The following is a 21,572-nucleotide window of genomic DNA, read 5'->3' on the forward strand; positions in this document are numbered from 1 at the left end:
CTGCGCGAATGGACAGTGAACAGAATCGGCTGCGCCGATTCCAATTGGTCATCGCTGCGCGATGACCAGCGCTAGCGCTTCGCTGCGCGAAGCGCAGAAACCCTCGCTTCGCTCGAACCAGCGCGCAGCGCAGGTTTTCCGCTCCGCTCCAAACCCAACCAAGCACTGCGCGAAGCGCAGAGCCCTCCGCTCCGCTCCAGGCCCAAGGGCCCGGAGCGGCCCCGCAATGCCCAACTACTGCGCAAAGTACGGTAGTCAATCCCAAAGCCGCCGTAGTTAACATGAGATCAGACTTGAACGCAGAGGGCTAGGGGGGTAGATGATGCAGCATGTATTTTCGCTAATTGATGAAGATTGCTTCGCAACCCAACTCGTGGCAAGGGAAGTTGAACCCCAGTCAAGGTTCGCCAGGCGTCCTCAGTCAGGTAGCGCTGTTGTGACGGGCACCCAAGCTTCGGGCCAACTGGCCGAGGTGGTTGTTTGGGGAGGGCGGCGCGCGTCTAAAGAAGAAGATAGCGGCACGCCTCTGACCTGCGGAAACGCTGGAGATGCATGCACTCAGGCTGCATGCATCTCCAGCGTTGGGTCCGAGATGCATGCACGTAGGTGAATAGATCGTTCTTGGCAAGGGACACGCCCGACGGCTGCATGCATCTGTCGAATAAAATAACGAAGCTGGTATGTTATGCCTCCTCAGAGTTGATCAGAGGAGAGGCCGTGGCCCAACGTTCGAGGGGCAGCACAAAGCCGGCGCAGCTGCTTCCGGTGTCTCCGTCGACGGAGACTGTCAACGGTCTGGAGACCGCCCGGCAGTTGCTGAAGTCGTTCGAAAAGATCGCCCGCAAGGGTGGGACGTTCACCACTGACCCGGACATCAAGCCGTATGCCTTCTACGGCGGCAAACATCTGAGTCTGTCTCAGGTGGTTCAGGACAATCTGTGGAAGTTTGGCCTCTCTGAGACGTCCCGGAATGTGCTGGACCACCTGAGTGTCCATCATGACGACCGAGGCTTGGTGGAGATGACCCAGAGGGGTCTGGCCGTCAAGTTCGGCTGCTCGCAGTCCAAGGTCTCCAGGGCGATCGGGCAGCTGAGCAAGCACAACTTCACCTGGAAGGAGCGGCGCGGCCTGTACCGGCTTCACCCGCTCTATGCGTACCGATGGGGCAGTCGGAAGCAGATCCGACTGCTTAATGAGCTCGGCGAGGAGACACTAGCTGAGCACGAAATCGTCATCCCGCCTGCCAGGAACGAGGCCACGCGATGAGCACTCCCGGCTTCCACAACCCGGAGATCTTCGAGGTTCTGCCGAACGCACGTCTGTCCCCTACAGCCCGAGACGTCTTTGACGTGCTCACTGCACGGCAGGAGCCGGGGGGCCTGGTCCGTATCAGGCAGCAGGAACTGGCAAAGCGTCTCGGCATTGCTCAGGGCCATGTATCCCGGGCGATCGGACAGCTCAGGGACAAGGGCCTCATCGAGGGTCGGCAACGGCACGGCAGCGTGCTCATCCACCCGCTACTGGCCGGGTACGAATCGTTGGCGCATATGGTGAACCACCTGCAGGACCCGGCCACGTTCGTGTGGCCCCTCAACTTCCCTACGGGAGACATCCGTCCCCCGCGCAGTGGCGATCCTCGTACCGACACCGACTTCGACCCCGACCCTGATGGTGGCGAAGACGCTCCCGCTCCAGAAGCCCGGCCAAATCTCCGTCTGGCTGGCTAAGGCGAGAACGCTGGCATCCCACGACGAGGCTTCCGCGTCTGTAGTACTCGGGCTGACGACGTCGCGGGATCGGTATCAGCAGCGGTTGGGATGTGTCAGCGCAGCGCTGACACATCCCTGAGTTCTGTGCCGGTATTGCCACGTTTTAGTGCCGTCAGCGCCACATTGGGCGGGCACCGGGAGCCGTCGTCGGTCTCACTAGCGGTACCGTCTTGTTTCAGCCGAGCAGAACAAAGCGCGACCTGTCAGGCGTCCGGATCAATCGTGATCCAGCCCGAGTCGGGTGCGGGCCTCGGCGTGCGGGATGCCCGTCGAGGCGGTGCCGGAGCGCTGACGTTCGTGGTACTTCGCCAGGGCGAGGGCCTCTTTGAGTTCGAGGCCGGCCGCTGCGGCGTTGAGGTCGTGGTCTCCTTCGGTTGCCAGTACGGATTCCGGGCTGTCGATCCATACGCGCTGCGTGCCGTCAGGCGAGAGCGTCAGCCCGTGTCGGTCGACTGTGGGCCTGCCCAGCTGGCTCCAGCGCGCGTATGCGGCGCTGATCTCGCCCCACAGGTGGCGGGGGCCCTGCTGGGTGACGGTGAATTGTTCGGCCTGCGTTCCGTCGTAGTCGATCGCGGCGAAAGAGGATCCGTCGGCTCCGTACAACCACAGCCTGGTTGGGACGTGCTCGCCGCTGCTGTCCCATGCGTACGAGACTCCGGGGACGGCGAGGCCCAGGTGGAACTCGGCGTCCAGGTCGCCGCCCGCCACGGCCCACGGTGACAGACCGGTCATCGATTGCGCTCCTGGCAGCGAACTCCCTTGCTGAGTAAGAGAGTTGGATATGCCAGGGACTGCTTGGGTGCGCATCGCCATGTACGAGCCGAACGGATGGAAGCGGCCTCCGGCTCCATGGCCGGGGGTGACGTCAAGGGCCGCGGTGCCGTATGCGCACCAGTCGGAGAACCACGGTGTGACGATCCGTCCGCCAGGGCGGCAGCGTCGTAGCCAGTGGGCGGGTACGCGGTCGACCGAGAACGTCGCCACCACCATGTCGTACATGCCGTTGCCGGGCAGGTCGGTGCTCGCGTCGGCGACGGCCACGTGCGGGGCGTGTCCGGCAGCCTTGAGGCGCGTCGTGGCCTGGGCAGCCAGTGTCTCGTCGAGTTCGAGCGTGGTGACGCGGTCCTGCCCGTACAGGGCGCACAGCAGGGCGGCGTTGAAGCCGGTGCCGGTTCCCAGCTCCAGCACCGCTCCGGGCTCGGCCCCTTTGGTGGCGGCGAGCAGCAGGGAGCGCAGCACCATCGACGGCATCGATGCCGACGACGACGGAGCTCCGTCGGTGAACTGCGTGACCAGAGGGGTGTCGGTGTAGGCGGCCGTCCACCAGCCGTCGGGATCGGTGTTCTTGTCGCAGGGCCGGTAGCCGCCAGCGCCGTCCCGCAGCCACAGGCGGTCCGGGAGGAACAGGTGCCTGGGCGTCGCCTGCAGTGCGGCCTCGTACCGGGCTGGCAGGGGCCGCCCCAGCTGCTTCGCGATGTCCGCGAGCAGGCGGTCGGCGAGGGCGGCGGGGTCGGGCTGGACCGGAGTCATCCCGGTTACTTCTTCTCCGGCGCGGGGGGAGGCGGTGGCGGTGGCGGTGGTACGGGCCGGTTCGGCTGGTGGCCGTCGTCCCCGATCGGTGAACGGTGCTTGCTCTCTATGACACTCACCCGTACCTCCCAGGGTCTTTCTCGGTCACGGTAGATGTACCTGCTTCGTGATCGGCACAATGCATCCAAGGCACGGCTCAGCGCGTGGGCTGAGTCCGGTCCCTGAGTTCGTCGAGGTGGTTGAGCCGTCCCAGGCAGCAGCGGGCGAGGCGCTGGGTCCGTTCGATCGTGGTCGCCAGGTTGCTCGACGCTGTCGTTGCATCGAGCTGTCGTCGCGTCTCTGCGACGCCAATCGTGGCCCGGGCTCGTAGTGGATCGTCGAGCGGTAGCTTGCTGGCTGCCTCTTCCACTTCGGGAAGAAGCGTCATCAGGTAGCCCCAGGTGCGCGTGAGGGCGTCATCCGCTGTGGCAAGGTCCATCGTCGGTACACCGGGGGACACGAGCTGGGCACAGAATTCCCGGACCGGCTGGCGATTGCTGTCGGGTACGGGAGTAGCGCAAGGCTGGGCCAGCCGCTGCCGTCCGTGCCGGATCAGGTCGGTCACGGCCTGGGGAAGGCATAGATCCTGCGGCTTCTGCGGGGGCAGGATCCAGTACGGGCCGGGCCGGGTTGTGCGGTTCAGCCGTGGCACGCCGATCCAAGTCCCATCAGCCAGCAGGCAAGTGGCGTCGGGTGCTTGCCACCTCGTGCAGGTACCGACCGGGACTAGGGCGTAGTACCAGACGCCAGTGCCATAGGCGTCGTGGATAACGGCACCCTCGGTGAGCATCCGACCGAACGCGTCCGCGACGGTCTCGGGCGAAGTACCGCCTGCTGCTGCGTGGACCAGGGCGGCCGAGAGCCGGACCGTGTCGAATGCCCGGCCTGTCGGGATCATCGCGACCCCTTGCCGGTCCCACTCGTGCTTGGCTGTCGACGGCATGGGGTGCCCACTGGCCAGCCAATCGGCGACAGTCGATGGTGATGTTCTGGTGTTCACGAGGGCTCCCGGCGTGTGTCGGTTTGATGCCTCAACAGTTCCAATCTCGCCTTTGGGTGTCACGGTCGGTGATGTCCAACTTCTTTGGCACAGGCAGAAGTTGCTGACCTGCTGCTTTCGCTGTCCGCCCGGTGCGTTTTGGGCGGATGGTGTCGCTCGTGATCAGGTAGCACGTTCCCTGATCAGGGCGGTGATGGCTACTTTGGGTGGGGCCGTTTCGTTCGCGCAGAGGGAGAGCGATGACGACAACGCCCCGGCCGGGCAGCAAACGCGATCGGGATGCCCTGCGCCATGAAATGACCACGGCCGGATGCACCGTCGTGGAGATCGCCGTGGAAATGCGTGTCCGCTTTCGTATGCGGCCCCGGGAAGCGTGGCGTCACGCCCACGGATGGACCTTGCAGGAAACCGCAGAGCGCATTAGCAACCGTCCTGGTCAGGTCATTGCGGCCGACGCATCATTGGTCAGCAAGTGGGAGAAGTGGCCCGGGCCGAGCGCTCGTCGCCCCACCCTGTCGGTGCTTGTGGCCATGGCGGCGGTGTTCGGCTGCGCCGTCGAGGACATCCTCGATCTGGACGACTATCGGGTCCTGCCCGAGAACGATGTGCGAGTACTGCGTCACCAGGCTCAAACGCCATCGCCGCCCATCCCCCGGATGCTGCCCGTCGCGGAGCCACCGGAGCGAGACGATGTTCTGGTCGCTGCGAGCGAATCTGCGGCCTGGGCTCAGTGGGTGGAATCCACCAACGTCGGGGACATCGCCCTGGAGCAGATCTTCGCCGATGTACAGGGGCTGGCGGGTGAGTACCTCACCGGTGATGCTGTCGAACTGTTCGGCCGAGCCCGGCGTTTACGCGATCGGGTCTTCGGGCTCATCGAGGGACATCAGCCCCCTCAGCGCTCCATCGACCTCTACGTGTCCGCCGGCTATCTGTGCGGCCTCCTGGCCTGGATCTCCAGCGACCTGGGCAATCTTCGCGCGGCCGAGACCCAGGGGCGGACGGCCTGGCTGTGCGCCGAGATGGCTGGCCATGGTGATCTGCGGGCCTGGGTGGCTTCCACCCGCAGCAAGGTGGCTTTCTGGGACGGTCGACTCCGCGACGCCATCCAGCATGCTCGGCGCGGCGCCTTGTACCGCTCCTGCGGCACCGTGGGTGCATTGCTGGCATGTCAGGAGGCTGACGCCTGGTCCAAATTGGGCGCGGCCGAGGAGACACAAGCAGCTCTGCAGCGCGCTGCCGTTGCTCGGGAGGAGATCAGTGACGCGGACGAGATTGGCGGTATTTTCGCCTGTCCTGCGGCACGGCAGGAGAACTACGCAGCCGGAGCCCATCTGCGCATCGGTGCCTTCGGAGACGCTCTTGCCGAGGCAGACCGCGCGCTGGAGCACCTCAAGGCGCAGCCGGTCCACGCGTACGGCACCGAGGCGCAGATTCACATCACTCGTGCCATTGCCCTGGCAGGCACTGGGCAGCCCGAAGGCGTGATGACCGTGCTCGCCCCCGTGCTGGCCATGCCCCCCGAGCAGCGCCTGGCCCCCATCACGCAGCGAATGCAGGATCTCGGACAGCTCATGATCTCCGGCCCCGCCGCGACGGGATCGGCAACTGTGGCGGCACGCCGGGCATTGGCGGACTGGTGTCAGGACTCAGCACCGCGCCACCTGGCCCTCTCGTCAGGAGAGGGTGCGCACTGATTGGATCCGGGGCTATGACGACAGCCTCTGACTGCATGCGCGATCACTGGTGGTGGCGGCCCGGCTGGAGCGTGGGGCGGCGCTTCTACACCTGGCACCTGACGTTCGATGGGCAGAGCGACATCCATCGGTTCGCTGCCGCCTACCGATCCGTGCTCGCCCCGCTCAGCGGCCTCGACCTCATCCCGGATCAGTGGCTCCACCTCACCATGCAGGGCATCGGCTTCGTCGGCGAGGTCGACGAACAGGACGTACACAACATCGCTGCGGCTGCCGAGGCGCGCCTGTCTGGCATTCCTGCCTTCGACGTGACTTTGCAGGCGCCGGTCGTCGACCCGGAAGCCATTCTCGTCGCTGTCCAGCCCGACGCCGCAGTGCGGACGGTTCGGAACGCGATCCGTGCTGGGATCGGAGATGTCCTGCCTCAAGTGCCAGAACGCGCCGAAGGGTTCACGCCGCACGTGTCCCTCGGTTACAGCAACGGCACCGGCTCTGCTGCTCCCTTCGCGTCAGCACTGGCCCAGGCCGCTGTGCCGCCTGCGCAGGGTCGGGTTACCCACGCAGAGCTGATCGTCATCCACCGCGATCAGCACATGTACGAGTGGGAGCCGCTCGCCAAGTGCCCGCTCGGCTGACAGAAAGACGAGAAATCGTGATGCGGGGCAGGGCCTCTGGATGCCGCCGCGTCCATGACCGGTAGGGAGACGTGCGATGACGCAGAACGTGCCGGCGTGCCCTACGGTCTACGTCAGCCGTAAGAAGCAACGCTTCGTCCAAGATGCCCTGATGCATCGCAAGTACGCACAGCCAGGGATGGACGAGACTCTGTTCGAGGTCACCGATGCCACGGAAATCAAGGTCATTGTCGGTGATCGGCTCCTCCGCCTCTTCTGACCACCAATCGAGGCCTGTGTTCTGCCCCCGCGCCGGATCCCGGAGGACGTCGGGACGCTGCCGGTGCGGGCTCGGGCCGGGGGGTGACGGTTCCGGCAGGGCTTCTGGGCGGCGTCATCGCAGCGGTCCCGGCTGCGGCCGTGGGTGGGCGCCGGGACCTGGGGGCGGGGGGTCAGTGGTGCTGGTGCGGTTGAGGGGTGAGGTTGCGGACATGGTGCTCGTAGTCGGTGAGCAGCTGGTTCAGCTGGTCCAGTGCCTCGGTGGGGATCTCGGCCGGTGCGGACTCCACGACGTACCGGGCCGCCGCGATGAGGGCCGCCAGCTCGTAGGCGTGGAAGGTGCCGCGCAGCACCAGGGGGCGGATCCGTTCGAGTTCCATCAGGCGGCCTTGGACCTGACGTAGTCCGTGACCTGCTTGAGTTCGGCGGCGAACTGGTCGTAGTCCTCCTGCATGCCGTTGATGTAGGCGCTCCAGCCCAGGCTCGCTTTCGCGTAGTGGACGGCTTCCTGGATCTCTTCGTCGGTGGCGCCGAACAGTTTCGCGGCCTCGGCGTGGAAGAGGCTGCAGTAGCGGCACTTGGTCTCGGCGTGGAGTCCGACGCCGATCAGTTCCTTGTACTTGTTCGGGATCAGGGTCTCGCCGAGCTCGATCCGCTTGAAGATCTCCCATTCGGGGGCCAGCAGCTCGGTGGGGATGCTCTGGAAGAAGTGCGGGACCAGGCCGAGGGTTTCCTTGATGTCGGCTTCGATCTCGCCGCGGTTGACCGTGGCGGACATGACGGCCTCCTCAGAGGGCCCCGCCTGCCTGATCCGGCCCAGCCCGTTCTGGCCGCGAGCTGCCAGGACCGGCTCTCGGAGCGGGCCCTGTGACCAGTTTAGGCCCGGCTCCGGGAGCGGTACGGGGTGAGATCCCCGGTGGGAACTTCGGTGGGAACTTTGTTGTCGGTTCAATGGGATTCGGGGTGGTCCGGTCGTCCGTGGCCATCTGCGGCGCGGCGCTCGTACGGGTGCTCAGAGGCTGCGGGCCGTGATGTCGCCGTACGACGTGGTCGCGCGGATGTTCAGGGCGGCGGCCGCGCCTTCGGTGTTGTTGAGGGCGTTGTGGATGCGGCCGTAGCTGGTGCCCGCGTCCAGCGTGGCGGAGGCTCCCTGGGCTGCGCCGACGGAGATCTTGCCGGACTCGGTGCGCAGGGTGAGGGTGCCGCGCAGGGCCTCGGCGATGGTGATGTCGCCGGCGGCGACGCTGATCTCGCTGTCTCCGGCCAGGCGGCCGACCGAGACGTCTCCGGCGTGGACGGTCAGGCGCAGGCTCGCGGTCTCGTCGATCTGGGCCGTGCCGTGGGCGCCGTCGAAGGTGACGTCGCCGAGGCGTCCGACGGTGCGGAACTCGGCGGCCTGCGACTTCGCCTCGATGCGGGAGCCCGCGGGGACCTGGACGGTCACGTCGAGGGAGCCGGAGGCGCCGAAGTACTCGTTCTTCACCACGGTCTCGATGCGCAGGACTCCGTCGGCGTAGGCGACCGTGGTCCGCTCGGCGGCCTTCACGTCGCGGCTCTTGGAGGCGTCGGCGGGCTTGATGTCGACGGTGGTGTCGGCCTTGTCGGCGGCGATGACCTGGATGCGGCCGGCGGGGATGTCGAGGACGGCGGTGATCGGGGCGGCGGTGGTGAACTTCTGCACGGTGGGCTCCTGCGACTCGTTGTCTTGTGCGGCTGCGGTTTTCGTTCGCCGCGGTGTCGATGTCGTAGAGAGTGCGCGGGGTGGGTTTCAGTGGGGCGTTATTGCGGTTTCAGTGGGCTTCAGAAGGGGGCCGGGTCCAGGTCGCAGGGGCGGGGCGTGAGGTCTGTCCCGGCACCCTGCACGGCTTCACCATGGCCGACACCGCGGCCTTCGACCCCGCCCGGTCGCAGCGGCACTGGGACGGGTTGATGTCGCTCCTCGGCCGGACGCTGGGCAAGGGCTGAGGGTTCTTGTACGACAGCAGTCCTGACGTGTCCTGCGGTTGCCGGTGCCCGGCTGCTGGCCGGGCGCCGGGCCGTCAGGTCAGGTCAGGTCCAGGACGCGGACCGGGTGGGATTCCCAGCGCTTCGGGGCGGTGGTGGCGACGATCGCCCCGTCCGGCCGGTCCGGGGTGGGCTGTGCGGTGTGCTCGGCGTGCGCGGCGGCCCAGGTCTCGTGCGGGGCGATGGCGAGGGCTGCGGGCAGGTCCAGGTCCAGGACGATGATGCCGGGCATCGCGGCGAGGTGCTCGGCCGTTCCGGGGCGGCTGCGTTCGGCTTCGACGAGTGCGCAGGCCGGGGCATACAGGAACCAGCCCGGCTCCGCGTGTGCGCGGTGGATGAGCCGGGATGCCAGGACGTTGCCCGAGCCGGCCGCGGCCATCGCCGTCTCGTCCAGGACGATGTGCACGGATTCGCTCACCGGCCGGTCACCCGGGCCAGGCGGTGGTCCAGTTCGGCGTCGAGGTCCTGCTGCTCGGCGGCCGTCGGGGCGTACCCGTTCCACTTCTTGAGCGCGGCCCGGGCCTGCTCGGCCCGCTCTTCCCTCTCCTGAGGGGTGAGCAGGGTGTCGGCGAGGCGGGCGAGGTAGGCCCGCAGCGAGAGCCCTTCACTGGCCGCTATGGCCGCGAGGCGGTCCTTGGCTTCCTCAGGGATGCGGACGTTGGCGTCGGTCATGGTGGTGCTCCTCTCCACCCCTCCAGGATACGGGTACGTACCCGTACCCGTATCGCATTGTGGGAAGGAGCTCCGGATCGGATCTGCCGGACTCGTAAGCAGCTCACGGGGCCGTCGCTCGGGGGGCGTGCATCCATTTCCGTGCCGTCGCGAGGTCGGGGCAGTTCCGACGGCGACGTACGCGAAGGCGGGTTCACCGGGCGGTTCCGGACGGGACCGTGTGGCAGCGGCATGCGCAGTTGAGGACTTCCAGGGGCAGCGCCCCCGAGGGCTGGCGTACTTCGAGTGGCCCCGGGCAGTGGAGGTGGCCCGTGTCCCAGCGGAGGTTGCGGGCCTCGCGGCACTCGGGGGTCACGTACGTACTCGGGGCCTGGGTCCGGTTCAGCATTCGTCCCCGTTCGTCAGGGCGTCCGATGCGACCGTGGGCATGCCGGGGGGGGCCGCATCGGGTCGCGCAGGTCGCCGGGCCGGAGCATGGGCGCGGACCCATAGCTTGCCAGGAACTCGTCAGACTCGATGTGCTCCACCCGGGGGATGCCGACGTCGTGGCCGGGGCCGAGGTACGTCGGGTACCGGCCGAGGCTTCCGGACGACGGTGGCGGGGGTACCGGGGCGCAGAACCGCCGGCGCGCGGGTCGTGGGTCACGGGACCTCGCAGGGTGTTGCGCAGGGAACGGCCGACGGTGGCCGACCGCAGGCGCGGTCTCTTGTGGCGGCGGGCACTTGACCGCCGAGGGTTCTGCGTCAGAGCGGGAGGTCGTCGGGAAGTACCCGGAACGCCTTGTAGCGGCCCAGCGGGCGCACGGCTCGGAAGTCTCGTCGGTCGAGGGTGAGAACCGCGTCCGTGTCGTAGTCGGCGGCGAGCGCCACATTCACCGCGTCGGCGAGGTCGAGGTCCAGCGCGCGGTAGCGGGCGCGGACGGACTGGGCGGCGCCCAGGTGGTCCTCGGTGATCTCCGGCATGACGACACGACCCCGGCTCATCCAGCGACGCAGGTCGTCGACCGCGCTGAGGGCGGCTTCCCTGCCGAGCTCACGCGTCGCCACGTGATCCAGTTCGGCCAGCAGGAGCGGGGACATGACCAGCAGGCCCGCCGCCATAATCGCCTCGTTCGCCGCCCGGTGTTCCGGATGAGCCGTGTCGAGGGCGGCCAGAAGGCCGGACGTATCGGCGATGACAATGATCACGCGGCGGATCCGGAACCCGTGCCGGTCTCACGCCGGACGGCTTCGGTGACCGTGTCGCGGACCTCGGACTTGGACGGCGTGCGCCCGTGCCCCTCGAAGGTCCGTGAGAACAGCGGCTCGTCCCAGACCCGGTTCGCCATGGCCGCAAGGTGGATGCCCTGGCGGATGATCTCGGCCTCGCTTATGCCTCGGCGCTTGGCGGCCTCCTTGATGATGGCCAGGTCCTCGGGGTCGGCGTAGACGTTGGTGCGCTTCATGGACATGTACCAAGGGTAGTCCATGTACCGGATTGATGTATTCGGTGCACTTCCCCATGTCCTGTTGCCGAGGACCGGTCGACGGACGGGCTTGCGGACCCGCCCGCGCCCGTACGAGCCGTCCTCGACGTACTCCCCAAGTCCCCGAACGCCGGCGGGTTCACCCCGCACGTCTCCCTCGGCTAGTGGTGGCGGCTTCCGTACTCCCACGTCACGTCCTTCGCCCGCCGGTACGAAGGGCTTCTCCCGTCGCCTGCGCGCGTACGCGGTGCGCACAGGCGGCAGGCCAGGGCCGGGGCGGGCAGCGGGCGGTGGTTCCGGGGGGTCTGCATCACGGTGTCCTGACCGGTTGGGGGGCGGGGGCGGGCTGGTGCTGGGGCATGGGCGGGGCGTAGGGCGGCGGGGTCTGCTGCGGGGGTGCCGGGGTGTACGGGCCGGGCGCCGGCGCGGCGTACGGCGGCGCCGGGGTCTGGAACGCGGGCTGGGGCGCGGGGTCGGTGTACGTCGCGTTCACCACCGTCGTGCCTGCCATCCGGTCGGCGACCGTGCGGCCCGAGTACGCCGACAGGGCGTTGAACCAGAACACCGCCACCGCGCCCAGCCACGCGATCACCGACCAGACGGGGTGGCCCGAGATCAGCAGGCAGCAGGCGAAGGCGAAGCAGCCCACGTCCGCGAGGGTGGTCACGGCGGCCCGGGCGGCGGCCCGGCCCGCGGTGTGCGGGGTCAGGCGTATGCCGAGCAGCGCCTTGCCCAGGGTGCGGCCGGTGAACGTCAGGCATGCCCAGTGGTAGGCGAAGGTGGCCGCGCACAGGAGCAGGAAGCCCTGGATCACCGCTGACACCACCTGGTGCCAGAGCGATGTGGCGAACTGGCCCGCCCGGTCGATCGCGTCGCCGTCTCCGGTGATCAACTGCCAGGTGGATACGCCCAGTTGGGGCGCGTTGTCCCAGACGTCGGTGATCTGGTGGACGGTGTAGACGCCGATCGCGTACGCGGCCGCGAGGACCAGGGCGAAGTCGACGGCCCAGGCCAGTGCGCGGCGGGCGATCGCGGGGCGGTTCTCGGGTGCCAAGGGGTCCTGGGGGGTGGTGGGGTGCATGGGCGTCTCCCGCTGATACGGCGAGAGCGGCGGCCTCGGCCGGCAGGGGCCCAGGTCACCGCTCTCGCGATCCTTGTGTGGTGGGGGGTCGGGTTCAGTGGGTGGCGAGGACCGCGTCCGCCGGGTTCTGGTCGGCGGTCTCGGTGGCCGGGGCTTCCTTGTCCTTGCCCTTCATGAGGAACACCGCGAGGATCGCGGCGCCCACGACGCCGGCGGCGCCGACGAGGAAGCTGGCGGACATGGCGTCGGTGAAGGCGCTGTGGGTGGCGTTCAGCAGGTTGCTGTCGTTGGCGGAGGCCGCGAGGGCGTCGCCGATGGAGTGGCGGGCGGCCGCGGGGGCGTCGGCGGGCATGTTGTTGGTGAAGGTGCTGGAGAGGATCGCGCCGAGGATGGCGACGCCGAGGGCGGCGCCGGCCTGCTGGATGGTGTCGTTGAGGGCGGAGCCGACGCCGGCGTGCTCGTCGGGGATGGCGCCCATCATGGCGGCCATCGCGGCGGGCATCGCCAGGCCGGAGCCCGCGCCCATCAGGACCATCGCGCCGGCCAGGACGCCCCAGCCGGACTCGGTGGTCAGGTTGGCCAGGAGCGCGAAGCCCGAGGCGATGATCAGCAGGCCGAGGACGGCCATGACGCGGTTGCCGGTCTTGGCGATCAGCGAGGCGCCGATCGTGTTGAACAGCAGGGTCGCGACGGCGAGCGGGGTGAAGGCGAGGCCGGTCTCGGTCGGGGTGTAGCCGAGGACGAACTGGAGGTACTGGGTCAGGACCAGCATCAGGCCGCCGTTGGCCAGGGTGAGCAGGACCAGCGAGAAGCTGGCGCCGGTGAAGACCTTGTCGCGGAACAGGGCGAGCGGGACCATCGGCGACTTCGAGCGGGCCTCCCAGATGCCGAACGCGATGAGCGCGACGACGGTGACGGCGAGGGAGATCTGCGTGGACTGGTGGGACAGGCCGCCCTTGGGGAACTCGTTGATCGTCCAGACCAGGGCGCTCATGCCGACGACGGAGAGGACCATGCCGACCGGGTCGGCCTTGCGCCAGGGGCCCTTGGACTCCGGCATCAGGACCATCGCGGCGATGATCGCCAGGATCGCGATCGGGATGTTGATGAGGAAGACGACGCCCCACCAGAACTGGGCGAGCAGCGCGCCGCCGAGGACCGGGCCGCCGACCAGGCCGACCATCGCGACCGCGGACCACACGGCGATCGCCTTGGGGCGCTCGGCCTCGTCGAAGACGGTGATGAGGATCGAGAGGGTGGACGGCATGACCAGCGCGCCGCCGACGCCCATCAGGGAGCGGCCGATGATGAGCATCTCGGGCGAGGTGGCCTCCATGGCCACCACCGAGGCCGCGCCGAACAGCGCGAGACCGATGATCATCATCTTGCGCCGGCCGAACTTGTCGGAGAGGCTTCCCGCGGTCAGCAGGAGCCCGGCGAAGACCAGCATGTACGACTCGAGGACCCACTGGAGGTCCTGAGCGCTCGCGCCCAGGTCCTCCGCGATCGTCGGGACCGCCACGGTGAGCACCATGTTGTCGATGACCAGCACCAGGGTGCTGAGGCACAGCACGACCAGGATGAGCCACCGGCGTGGGTGACGTTCCGTCGTCTCCATCATCAAACCTTTCGAACGGCGTGAGCCCGGCGACCCGAGGCCGACAGGGGGGTGGGGCTTCTGGAGCCAATTATCAAACCAGCATAGCGGTTTTTTCCAGTCCCTTTCCGGTCTCAAACCTTGGCCGTGTGCACGTACACCGTGCGCCTTCTGAGAACACTGTACGACTCTGCGCACAGTGTGCGCAACCAGGTACGGCGTACCGCGTCGTGGACCTGGGTTTCTTCCGCGTCAGGCGGCCGGGGCTGCCGCCTTCAGGGCGGCGCCGAGTACGGCCGGGAGCCGGGCGAGGAAGGTGTCCGCGTCGGCCTCGGAGAGGATCAGGGGCGGGGCCAGGCGGACCACGTCCGCGGTCGCCGCGTTCACGAGCAGGCCCGCGTCCTGGGCGGCCTGCTGCACCTGGGCGGCGACCGGCTCGGCGAGCACGATGCCCAGCAGGAGGCCGGCTCCGCGGACCTCCTTCACCAGCGGGTGGCCGAGGGCCTCGATGCCGCGGCGCAGCTGCTCGCCGGTCCGCTTGACCTGGTCGAGAAGGCCCTGGCCCGCGATGGTGTCGAGGACCGCGAGGGCGGCCGCACACACCACGGGGTTGCCGCTGAAGGTCGAGCCGTGGGTGCCGGGGGTGAGCAGGCCGGCGGCGCGCCCGAAGGCGAGGGTGGCGCCGATGGGCAGGCCTCCGCCGAGGCCCTTGGCGAGCGTGACCACGTCCGCCTCGACGCCCTCGGCCTGGGCCGCGAACCAGTGGCCGGTGCGGCCGATGCCTGTCTGGATCTCGTCCAGGACCAGGAGCGTGCCGGTCGCCGACGTGATCTCGCGGGCCGCCCGGAGATATCCGGGCGCAGGAACGACCACACCGTTCTCGCCCTGGACCGGCTCCAGGATCACGAACGCGGTCTCGGGGGTGACGGCCGCCCGCAGCGCCTCGGTGTCTCCGTACGGAATGTACGTGACGTCGCCCGGAAGCGGCCCAAAACCAGACCGCTTGGTCGGTTGTCCGGTGAGGGCGAGAGAGCCCATCGTGCGGCCGTGGAAGCCGCCGACGGTGGAGACCATGTGGCGCCGGCCGGTCAGGCGGCCGATCTTGAAGGCGGCCTCGTTGGCCTCGGCGCCCGAGTTGGAGAAGTACACCCGGCCCGCGCGGCCCGACAGCTCCAGCAGCCGCTCGGCGAGCGCCACGGTCGGCTCGGCGATGAACAGGTTCGAGACGTGGCCCAGGGCCGCGACCTGGGCGGACACCGCCTCGACGACGGCGGGGTGGGCGTGGCCGAGCGAATTGACGGCGATGCCGCCGAGGAAGTCGAGGTACTCCGTGCCCTCGGCGTCCCACACCCGGGTGCCCGCGCCGCGGACCAGGGGGACGCGCGGAGTGCCGAAGTTGTCCATCATGGCGCCCTGCCAGCGCCGCGTCAGGCCGGTATTGGCGCCTTCGCCGCTCATGCCGCCGCTCCCTCACGGGGTGTGCCGTCGGGCACGACCATCGTGCCGATGCCTTCGTCGGTGAAGATCTCCAGGAGCAGCGAGTGCTTGACCCGGCCGTCGATGACGCGGGCCGCGCGCACCCCGTTGCTCACCGCGTGCAGGCAGCCCCGCATCTTGGGGATCATGCCGCTGGCCAGGTCCGGGATGAGGTTCTCCAGCTCGGTGGCGCTCAGCCGCGGGATGACCTCCTCGCTGTGCGGCCAGTCCGCGTACAGGCCCTCGACGTCGGTGAGGATCATCAGCATCTCGGCGTCCAGGGCGGCGGCAAGGGCCGCGGCCGCGGTGTCGGCGTTGACGTTGAAGACGCCTCCGTCGGCGGCGTCCTCGGCGTCCGTGCTGCGGGCGATCGAGGAGATGACGGGGATGCGGCCGTCGTCCAGGAGCGCCTCGACCACTCCGGCGTCCACGTCGGTGACCTCGCCGACGCGGCCGATGTCGACCTGCTCGCCGTCGATCTCGGCGTACGTCTTGTCGGCGGTCATCAGGCGGGCGTCCTCGCCGGTCATGCCGACCGCGTGCGGGCCGTGCCGGTTGAGCAGGCCCACCAGTTCGCGCTGCACCTGGCCGGCCAGCACCATCCGTACGACGTCCATCGTCTCGTCGGTGGTCACTCTCAGGCCGCCGGTGAACTGGGACTCGAGGCCGAGTCTCTCCAGCTGGCTGCTGATCTGGGGGCCGCCGCCGTGCACGACGACCGGGCGCAGGCCCGCGTGGTGCAGGAACAGGATGTCCTCGGCGAAGGCGGTCTTCAGCTTGTCGTCGACCATGGCGTTGCCGCCGAACTTGATCACGATGGTCTTGCCCTGGTGGCGGGCGATCCACGGCAGCGCCTCGACGAGGGCGTCCGCCTTGGGCAGCGCGGTGTGCTTGCGGGCGGCGGCAAGGCCGGTGGGGGTGAGGGAGGAGGTCAGAACGGTCATGAGGAGTACTCGCTGTTCTCGTGGACGTACTCGGCGGTGAGGTCGTTGGCCCAGATGACGGCGGACTCGGATCCGGCGGCGAGGTCGGCGGTGATGCGGACCTCCCGGCCCGTCATGCTCACCAGGTCGCGGTCCTCGCCGACGGAGCCGTTCTTGCAGACCCAGACGTCATTGATGGCGACATTGAGGCGGTCGGGGTCGAAGTCGGCGGAGGTGGTGCCGATCGCGGACAGGACGCGGCCCCAGTTGGGGTCCTCGCCGTGGATGGCGCACTTGAGGAGGTTGTTGCGGGCGATCGAGCGCCCGACCTCGACGGCGTCGCTCTCGCTTGCGGCGCCCACCACCTCGATGCGGATGTCCTTGGAGGAGCCCTCCGCGTCCCCGATGAGCTGGCGGGCCAGGTCGTCGCAGACGGCGCGTACGGCGGAGGCGAACTCCCCGTATTCCGGGGTGAGCCGGGAAGCTCCGGAGGCCAGGAGCAGGACGGTGTCGTTGGTGGACATGCAGCCGTCGGAGTCGACCCGGTCGAAGGTCTGCCGGGTCGCATCGCGCAGCGCCGCATCCAGGCCGGCCGCGTCCACGTCGGCGTCCGTGGTGAGCACGACCAGCATGGTGGCCAGGCCCGGGGCGAGCATGCCGGCGCCCTTGGCCATGCCGCCGACCGTCCAGCCCGCGCCCTGGTGGACGGCGGTCTTGTGGACGCTGTCGGTGGTCTTGATGGCGATGGCGGCCTTCTCGCCGCTGTGCTCCGACAGTTCACCGGCGGCCTGCTCGATGCCGGGCAGGAGCCTGTCCATGGGGAGCAGGGTGCCGATCAGGCCCGTGGAGGCGACGGCGACGTGGGCCGCGTCCAGACCCAGCACGTCCGCGACCTTGTCGGCGGTGGCGACGGTGTCCTGGAAGCCCTGCGGGCCGGTGCAGGCGTTCGCGCCGCCGGAGTTCAGCACGACCGCGCGGACACGGCCGCCCTTGAGGACCTGCTGCGACCACTTCACGGGGGCGGCCTTCACCCGGTTGGAGGTGAAGACTCCGGCGGCGGCGAAGCTCGGGCCCCGGTTGACCACGAGGGCCAGGTCCGGGTTGCCGTTCTTCTTGATGCCGACGGCGGAACCCGCGGCGGTGAATCCCTTGGCGGCGGTGACGCTCACTGTGTCTCCTCGTTCGCTTCTCCGCCCGCGCAGCGTGCCGGTGCGGCTGTCGTCGTCGTCCGCGGCCCGGTGGCTGCGCGGTCTCCCCCGGCTACCGCTGGGAGGGGCCCCCAGCTCACGGAGCGACTCCAATCGTGGAAAGTCCGGTCTGTTCGGGCAGGCCGAGGGCGATGTTCATGGACTGCACCGCACCGCCCGCGGTGCCCTTGGTCAGGTTGTCGATGGCGCTGACCGCGACGATGCGCCGGGCGCTCTCGTCGTAGGCGACCTGCACCTGGACGGCGTTGGATCCGTACACGGCGGCGGTGGCCGGCCACTGGCCCTCGGGCAGGAGGCGGACGAAGGGCTCGTCCGCGAAGGCCTTCTCGTACGCGGCCCGCACGTCCTGCCCGCTCACCCCGGGCCTCGCCTTCGCGGAGCAGGTGGCCAGGATGCCGCGGGGCATCGGGGCCAGGGTGGGGGTGAACGAGATGCCGACCGGCTCGTCCGCGCAAGCGGAGAGGTTCTGGGACATCTCGGGGGTGTGGCGGTGGCCGCCGCCGACGCCGTACGGGCTCATCGAGCCCATGACCTCGCTGCCCAGCAGGTTCGCCCTGGGCGCCTTGCCCGCCCCCGATGTGCCGGAGGCGGCGACGATCACGGCCTCGGGCTCGGCCAGGCGGGCGGCGTAGGCGGGGAACAGGGCGAGCGAGACGGCGGTGGGATAGCAGCCGGGCACCGCGATGCGCGTGGCCTTTTCCAGCGCAGCGCGGCCGCCCGGCAGTTCGGGGAGGCCGTAGGGCCAGGTCCCGGCGTGCGGGGAGCCGTAGAAGGCTTCCCAGTCGGCCGCGTCCTTGAGGCGGAAGTCCGCCCCGCAGTCCACGACCAGGACGTCCGGGCCCAGCTGTTCGGCCACCGCGGCCGACTGGCCGTGCGGCAGGGCGAGGAAGACGACGTCGTGCCCGGCGAGCGCCTCGGCACTGGTGGCTTCCAGTACGCGCCCGGCGAGCGGGGCCAGGTGCGGCTGCAGCGGGCCCAGCGGCTGCCCGGCGTTGGAGTTGGCGGTCAGTGCGCCGATCTCCACTGCGGGGTGTGCGAGCAGGAGGCGCAGGAGCTCGCCCCCCGCGTATCCACTGGCTCCGGCAACGGCTACTCGCGCTGTCATGTTCCCCTCCCGGTCGATGTCCCGACTTTCTCGGAGGGTGCCCCGCGCATCAATATGACTCACCATGGACATGACAAGTTCAATGCCCGGGAGAGCCCCGGCCGGTTTCCGGTCCGGGGCTTTCGGCGTACGGATCGAGCGCTTTCGCCCGCGCGTTCAGGCCACGGCGGCACCTCCGCCGTACAGCGCCTCGACGTGCGCGAAGCCCTCGGCGCGCAGGCCCGCGACCGCGTCCACGGCCTCGGCGTACTGCGCGCGCACGACGTCGTCGGGCAGCCGGTGGTGCGGCGGGCGCCGGGCGTTGCGCTCCAGGCACCGCTCCAGGGGGGTCGTCAGGATCAGCACCACGGCGGGGACTTCGTAGCGTTCGGCCAGTTCGAGGAGCTTGGCGCGCATCACCGGGTCGCTGTTGGCGGCCGCGTCGACCACCGTCGTCAGCCGCCTGGCCAGGCGGCTCTCCAGGACGGTGCCCAGCATGAAGACCGCCTCGTCGATCGCGTCCTGGTCGAGATCCCGCACGTCGTTGCAGATCAACTGACGGAAGGTGTCCAGTTCCAGAACGCTCTCGGCGGGCCAGGTGGTGGCCAGATGTGTCTTGCCGCTCCCTGCTGCCCCGAGCAGCACGATCAGGACCGGAGAGGGGAAGGCGGTGTCGGGCACGGCTCGTCTCCAATGCAGTGGGTGGTGGGCGGCCGGCCCTGCCGCGAGGTCGTCGCGGGCCGAGGACTGCGGCAGCGGCGGGCCGCTGGGCGGCGGGGCCGGGCCGTCGCATGCGGACGACGGCCGAAGGTGAAGGTGCGCGCGGTGTCGCGCACGGCCCCCGACGCCGAGGCGGTGCGTCCGGATGCGTGGAGCTCCGTGCTGTTCCCGGGAACCGGCGTCTGCACGGTTGTACCGCAATGTCCCCGGTCGCGTTCAGTGACCAGCTGTCCGGGCACGCCCTCCTGGCGCGAATCCACCGGCCCCGTACGGGCCTGCCGCAGCCGCCTCCCGGCCCCCGCTCACCTGCCCTGACCTGGACGGCAAAAGGCGCCCGGCCAAGGAGAGGGTCTCCTTGGCCGGGCGCCTGAAGTGGTGCGGGCGGGGCTGGTGCCGCCCGCGGTGTCGCTCAGAGATTTACCGGGAGCTTGCGCAGGTGACGTCCCTCGCCGGGGAGGTCGAAGTACTCCAGGTCCTCGCGGGCCACCCCGAGCGTGGTGCCCGGGTTCTGGATGAGGAGCTGGTCGAGCGCGATCTCCGCCTCCAGACGGGCGAGCGCGGCGCCGATGCAGTAGTGCGCGCTGTGCCCGAAGGCGACGTGGCCCACCCCCCGGCCGAGCTCGCGGGTGATGTCGAGCTGCTCGGGGGCCTTGAACTCGGCCGGGTCGAAGTTCGCGCCGAGCAGCGCGCTGGTGATCGCCTCGCCCTTCTTGACCGGCATGCCCGCGAACAGGAGGTCCTCGGTCGCATACAGCGGGGCGCCCATCGGGACGGGCGAGGTGAAGCGGAGCAGCTCCGGCACGGCGCGGCCGAGCAGCGAGGGCTCGGCTCGCAGGCGGGCGAGCTGCTCGGGGTGGTCGAGCAGGGCGAGCACCGCGCTCGCGATGAACAGGGCGGGCGGGGTGATGCCCGTGTTGATGAGCAGCAGGATCAGCGCGACCATCTCGGTCTCCGTGAGCGCCTGGCCGTCCTCCTCGCCCGACTTGAAGAACCCGGAGATCAGGTCGTCCTTCGGTACCGCGCGGCGCTGGGCGATGAGCGTCTTGGAGTGCTCGACCATGTTGCGCAGGGCCGGGATGACCAGGTCGATGTCGCCGGAGGCGTAGTCGCGGATCCAGGTCTGCATCTGCGGCACGTCCTCGTCGTCGATGCCGATGAGGGCGCAGATGACGGTGGAGGCGAGCGGGTAGCCGACGTCTTCGAGGAGCTCGGCCTGCTTCTTCGCGGCGAGCGGGGCGATGAGGTCGCGGGTGATCTGCTCGATGCGCGGGCGCAGCGCGTTGATGCGGCGCGCGGTGAACGACTTGGTGACCAGGTTGCGCAGCCGGCTGTGCTCCTCGCCGTCCACCAGGACCATGATCCCGAGGTAGTCGCGGTACTCGGCGGGCAGCCCGTACGCCTCGATCATCTGCTCGGCGATGCTCGGGCCGTCGGTCTCCAGGCCCGGCACCTTGCCCTGGTCGCGGATGAACCGCGGGTCGCTGAGCGCCGCCTTGGCGTCCTCGTACCGGGTGACCAGCCAGACCGGGGTCTCCACGTCCGGCAGCGTGACGCGGACCAGGGGGGCCTGGCGGCGCAGCTCGGTGTAGCCGCGGACCGGGTCGCTCACGAGCTCCGAGGTGAGCGCGTGGACCTGCTCGGCGGCCTCGGCGGCCTCGGTGACCTGCTCCGACACGATGGTGGTCATGGTGTTTCTCCTTCGAGGGGGAATGGCTCCAGGGCGGCGGCGGCCGCCCGCACCAGGTAGCCGTTCACGGAGAGGCCCTGGCGGCTCGCGGCCTCCTCGATGCGGGACTTGAGGCGCTCGGGCAGGCGGAAGTGGATGCGGGCCATGACGCGGTCGTCGAACGGGTCCGGGGCGGGCCGCAGCGGCCGTACGGCGCCGGCCGCGGGCGCGAGCAGCGGCTCGGCGCGCGTGCGGGCAGCGGCGTCGCCGGCGTCGGCTGCGAGCATCGGCTCACGGCGGAGCCGGTCGGCGTACGGCGTCAGGTCCATGGGCGTCACAGTGGCCGGGAGGCGCCCGGCCGACAAGGCGCACCGATCATCTGCGCGGTCCGCGAGCACGGCTCTGACCTGGCCTTTTTGGTGATCGCCAGGGGTGGTCAGGGGTGGAAATTGGACAGTTGAACAGGTCCTCCCGGGCCCCGAAACGCACGTGCGCGCCTGCCCCGGGTGAGGGGCAGGCGCGCACGTGAGGGGGCGGCGTGAAGGTGGCGCCGTACTCCCTCTTCTCCCGGGTCGCTCAGGGGCGCAGTTCCTGGGTGCAGCACTTCACGCTGCCGCCGCCTTTGAGCAGTTCGGAGAGGTCGATGGGGAAGGGTTTGTAGCCGCGGTCGCGCAGGTCGCCGGCCAGTTTCACGGCGGCCTCCGGCAGGACGACGTTGAGGCCGTCGCTGACCGCGTTGAGCCCGAG

Annotated in this window: 23 protein-coding genes and 1 pseudogene; 5 read left to right on the forward strand and 19 right to left on the reverse strand. The window is 69.3% G+C overall.

Annotation, left to right across the window (positions count from 1 at the left end; translation table 11 throughout):
* Positions 1 to 717: 717 nt before the first annotated feature.
* Positions 718 to 1,266 carry a replication/maintenance protein RepL gene (locus tag ABD346_RS32565; protein WP_344379833.1) on the forward strand — a complete coding sequence of 183 codons (549 nt, stop codon included), beginning with the start codon at positions 718 to 720 and terminating at the stop codon, positions 1,264 to 1,266.
* Positions 1,263 to 1,727 (forward strand): helix-turn-helix transcriptional regulator, encoded by a 465-nt coding sequence (locus ABD346_RS32570; RefSeq protein WP_344379835.1) that lies wholly within the window; start codon positions 1,263 to 1,265, stop codon positions 1,725 to 1,727. Before ABD346_RS32565 ends, ABD346_RS32570 begins: the two co-directional genes overlap by 4 nt.
* A gap of 258 nt (positions 1,728 to 1,985) precedes the next feature.
* Here ABD346_RS32570 and ABD346_RS32575 read toward each other — a convergent pair whose 3' ends face one another.
* Positions 1,986 to 3,299: a methyltransferase domain-containing protein gene (locus tag ABD346_RS32575; RefSeq protein ID WP_344379837.1), complete on the reverse strand. Its 1,314-nt coding sequence runs from the start codon at positions 3,297 to 3,299 to the stop codon at positions 1,986 to 1,988.
* 196 nt (positions 3,300 to 3,495) lie between these two features.
* Positions 3,496 to 4,338, reverse strand: a complete 843-nt coding sequence (locus tag ABD346_RS32580; RefSeq protein ID WP_344379839.1) for a DUF6415 family natural product biosynthesis protein — start codon at positions 4,336 to 4,338, stop codon at positions 3,496 to 3,498.
* Positions 4,339 to 4,577: 239 nt separating this feature from the next.
* On the opposite strand from ABD346_RS32580, the gene ABD346_RS32585 reads away from it, so the two are divergent.
* The 3 genes from ABD346_RS32585 to ABD346_RS32595 all read left to right on the forward strand — a co-directional run bounded on the left by ABD346_RS32585 (position 4,578) and on the right by ABD346_RS32595 (position 6,929).
* On the forward strand, positions 4,578 to 6,035 hold the full coding sequence (locus ABD346_RS32585; protein ID WP_344379841.1) for a helix-turn-helix transcriptional regulator: 1,458 nt from the start codon (positions 4,578 to 4,580) through the stop codon (positions 6,033 to 6,035).
* 35 nt (positions 6,036 to 6,070) lie between these two features.
* Entirely contained in the window at positions 6,071 to 6,670 is a 600-nt protein-coding gene (locus tag ABD346_RS32590) for a 2'-5' RNA ligase family protein (protein WP_344379843.1), read from the forward strand.
* Between the two features lie 76 nt (positions 6,671 to 6,746).
* Entirely contained in the window at positions 6,747 to 6,929 is a 183-nt protein-coding gene (locus ABD346_RS32595; RefSeq protein WP_344379845.1) for a hypothetical protein, read from the forward strand.
* Between the two features lie 172 nt (positions 6,930 to 7,101).
* Here the strand turns inward: ABD346_RS32595 and ABD346_RS32600 are convergent, their stop codons facing one another.
* The 17 genes and pseudogenes from ABD346_RS32600 to ABD346_RS32685 all read right to left on the reverse strand — a co-directional run.
* A complete protein-coding gene (locus ABD346_RS32600) occupies positions 7,102 to 7,308 on the reverse strand; it encodes a hypothetical protein (RefSeq protein ID WP_344379847.1) in 207 nt (68 codons plus the stop codon).
* The gene (locus tag ABD346_RS32605) at positions 7,308 to 7,706 is read right to left on the reverse strand and encodes a carboxymuconolactone decarboxylase family protein (protein WP_344379849.1); all 399 of its coding nucleotides are present in this window, start codon (positions 7,704 to 7,706) and stop codon (positions 7,308 to 7,310) included. The genes ABD346_RS32600 and ABD346_RS32605 overlap by 1 nt, the downstream gene beginning before the upstream one ends.
* A gap of 234 nt (positions 7,707 to 7,940) precedes the next feature.
* Positions 7,941 to 8,609: a DUF4097 family beta strand repeat-containing protein gene (locus ABD346_RS32610; RefSeq protein WP_344379851.1), complete on the reverse strand. Its 669-nt coding sequence runs from the start codon at positions 8,607 to 8,609 to the stop codon at positions 7,941 to 7,943.
* A 363-nt stretch (positions 8,610 to 8,972) separates the two neighbouring features.
* The gene (locus tag ABD346_RS32620; protein WP_344379853.1) at positions 8,973 to 9,350 is read right to left on the reverse strand and encodes a PIN domain-containing protein; all 378 of its coding nucleotides are present in this window, start codon (positions 9,348 to 9,350) and stop codon (positions 8,973 to 8,975) included.
* Positions 9,347 to 9,604 carry a hypothetical protein gene (locus tag ABD346_RS32625; RefSeq protein ID WP_344379855.1) on the reverse strand — a complete coding sequence of 86 codons (258 nt, stop codon included), beginning with the start codon at positions 9,602 to 9,604 and terminating at the stop codon, positions 9,347 to 9,349. Before ABD346_RS32625 ends, ABD346_RS32620 begins: the two co-directional genes overlap by 4 nt.
* A 744-nt stretch (positions 9,605 to 10,348) precedes the next feature.
* Positions 10,349 to 10,792: a PIN domain-containing protein gene (locus tag ABD346_RS32630; RefSeq protein ID WP_344379857.1), complete on the reverse strand. Its 444-nt coding sequence runs from the start codon at positions 10,790 to 10,792 to the stop codon at positions 10,349 to 10,351.
* Positions 10,789 to 11,055, reverse strand: coding sequence for a ribbon-helix-helix domain-containing protein (locus tag ABD346_RS32635; RefSeq protein WP_344379859.1), 267 nt, complete (start codon positions 11,053 to 11,055; stop codon positions 10,789 to 10,791). The genes ABD346_RS32630 and ABD346_RS32635 overlap by 4 nt, the downstream gene beginning before the upstream one ends.
* A gap of 325 nt (positions 11,056 to 11,380) precedes the next feature.
* A complete protein-coding gene (locus ABD346_RS32640) occupies positions 11,381 to 12,151 on the reverse strand; it encodes an RDD family protein (RefSeq protein ID WP_344379861.1) in 771 nt (256 codons plus the stop codon).
* Between the two features lie 94 nt (positions 12,152 to 12,245).
* Complete coding sequence (locus ABD346_RS32645) at positions 12,246 to 13,769, reverse strand: MFS transporter (RefSeq protein WP_344379863.1); 1,524 nt, start codon at positions 13,767 to 13,769, stop codon at positions 12,246 to 12,248.
* A 231-nt stretch (positions 13,770 to 14,000) separates the two neighbouring features.
* On the reverse strand, positions 14,001 to 15,206 hold the full coding sequence (locus ABD346_RS32650) for an acetylornithine transaminase (protein ID WP_344379865.1): 1,206 nt from the start codon (positions 15,204 to 15,206) through the stop codon (positions 14,001 to 14,003).
* Positions 15,203 to 16,168, reverse strand: coding sequence for an acetylglutamate kinase (argB, locus tag ABD346_RS32655; RefSeq protein ID WP_344379867.1), 966 nt, complete (start codon positions 16,166 to 16,168; stop codon positions 15,203 to 15,205). Before argB ends, ABD346_RS32650 begins: the two co-directional genes overlap by 4 nt.
* The gene (gene argJ, locus ABD346_RS32660; RefSeq protein WP_344379869.1) at positions 16,165 to 17,316 is read right to left on the reverse strand and encodes a bifunctional glutamate N-acetyltransferase/amino-acid acetyltransferase ArgJ; all 1,152 of its coding nucleotides are present in this window, start codon (positions 17,314 to 17,316) and stop codon (positions 16,165 to 16,167) included. Before argJ ends, argB begins: the two co-directional genes overlap by 4 nt.
* Positions 17,317 to 17,431: 115 nt before the next feature.
* Positions 17,432 to 18,460 (reverse strand): N-acetyl-gamma-glutamyl-phosphate reductase, encoded by a 1,029-nt coding sequence (argC, locus tag ABD346_RS32665; protein WP_344379871.1) that lies wholly within the window; start codon positions 18,458 to 18,460, stop codon positions 17,432 to 17,434.
* 156 nt (positions 18,461 to 18,616) lie between these two features.
* A complete protein-coding gene (locus ABD346_RS32670) occupies positions 18,617 to 19,120 on the reverse strand; it encodes an AAA family ATPase (protein WP_344379873.1) in 504 nt (167 codons plus the stop codon).
* Between the two features lie 448 nt (positions 19,121 to 19,568).
* A complete protein-coding gene (locus ABD346_RS32675; RefSeq protein WP_344379875.1) occupies positions 19,569 to 20,846 on the reverse strand; it encodes a cytochrome P450 in 1,278 nt (425 codons plus the stop codon).
* Positions 20,843 to 21,154: a type II toxin-antitoxin system HicB family antitoxin gene (locus ABD346_RS32680; protein WP_344379876.1), complete on the reverse strand. Its 312-nt coding sequence runs from the start codon at positions 21,152 to 21,154 to the stop codon at positions 20,843 to 20,845. The genes ABD346_RS32675 and ABD346_RS32680 overlap by 4 nt, the downstream gene beginning before the upstream one ends.
* A 247-nt stretch (positions 21,155 to 21,401) precedes the next feature.
* Positions 21,402 to 21,572 (reverse strand): annotated as a pseudogene (locus ABD346_RS32685) (amidinotransferase); the annotation flags it as partial.

Source organism: Streptomyces mauvecolor (genome assembly GCF_039532965.1).
GTDB classification, from domain to species: domain Bacteria; phylum Actinomycetota; class Actinomycetes; order Streptomycetales; family Streptomycetaceae; genus Streptomyces; species Streptomyces violascens.

Coding starts and splice junctions, on each gene's coding strand:
- ABD346_RS32595 (WP_344379845.1), top strand. CDS start 6,747: ATGACGCAGAACGTGCCGGCGTGCCCTACGGTCTACGTCAGCCGTAAG.
- argC (WP_344379871.1), bottom strand. CDS start 18,460: ATGACAGCGCGAGTAGCCGTTGCCGGAGCCAGTGGATACGCGGGGGGC.
- ABD346_RS32590 (WP_344379843.1), top strand. CDS start 6,071: ATGCGCGATCACTGGTGGTGGCGGCCCGGCTGGAGCGTGGGGCGGCGC.
- ABD346_RS32635 (WP_344379859.1), bottom strand. CDS start 11,055: ATGTCCATGAAGCGCACCAACGTCTACGCCGACCCCGAGGACCTGGCC.
- ABD346_RS32605 (WP_344379849.1), bottom strand. CDS start 7,706: ATGTCCGCCACGGTCAACCGCGGCGAGATCGAAGCCGACATCAAGGAA.
- ABD346_RS32645 (WP_344379863.1), bottom strand. CDS start 13,769: ATGGAGACGACGGAACGTCACCCACGCCGGTGGCTCATCCTGGTCGTG.
- ABD346_RS32650 (WP_344379865.1), bottom strand. CDS start 15,206: ATGAGCGGCGAAGGCGCCAATACCGGCCTGACGCGGCGCTGGCAGGGC.
- ABD346_RS32570 (WP_344379835.1), top strand. CDS start 1,263: ATGAGCACTCCCGGCTTCCACAACCCGGAGATCTTCGAGGTTCTGCCG.
- ABD346_RS32585 (WP_344379841.1), top strand. CDS start 4,578: ATGACGACAACGCCCCGGCCGGGCAGCAAACGCGATCGGGATGCCCTG.
- ABD346_RS32600 (WP_344379847.1), bottom strand. CDS start 7,308: ATGGAACTCGAACGGATCCGCCCCCTGGTGCTGCGCGGCACCTTCCAC.
- ABD346_RS32625 (WP_344379855.1), bottom strand. CDS start 9,604: ATGACCGACGCCAACGTCCGCATCCCTGAGGAAGCCAAGGACCGCCTC.
- ABD346_RS32680 (WP_344379876.1), bottom strand. CDS start 21,154: ATGGACCTGACGCCGTACGCCGACCGGCTCCGCCGTGAGCCGATGCTC.
- ABD346_RS32575 (WP_344379837.1), bottom strand. CDS start 3,299: ATGACTCCGGTCCAGCCCGACCCCGCCGCCCTCGCCGACCGCCTGCTC.
- ABD346_RS32675 (WP_344379875.1), bottom strand. CDS start 20,846: ATGACCACCATCGTGTCGGAGCAGGTCACCGAGGCCGCCGAGGCCGCC.
- ABD346_RS32640 (WP_344379861.1), bottom strand. CDS start 12,151: ATGCACCCCACCACCCCCCAGGACCCCTTGGCACCCGAGAACCGCCCC.
- argB (WP_344379867.1), bottom strand. CDS start 16,168: ATGACCGTTCTGACCTCCTCCCTCACCCCCACCGGCCTTGCCGCCGCC.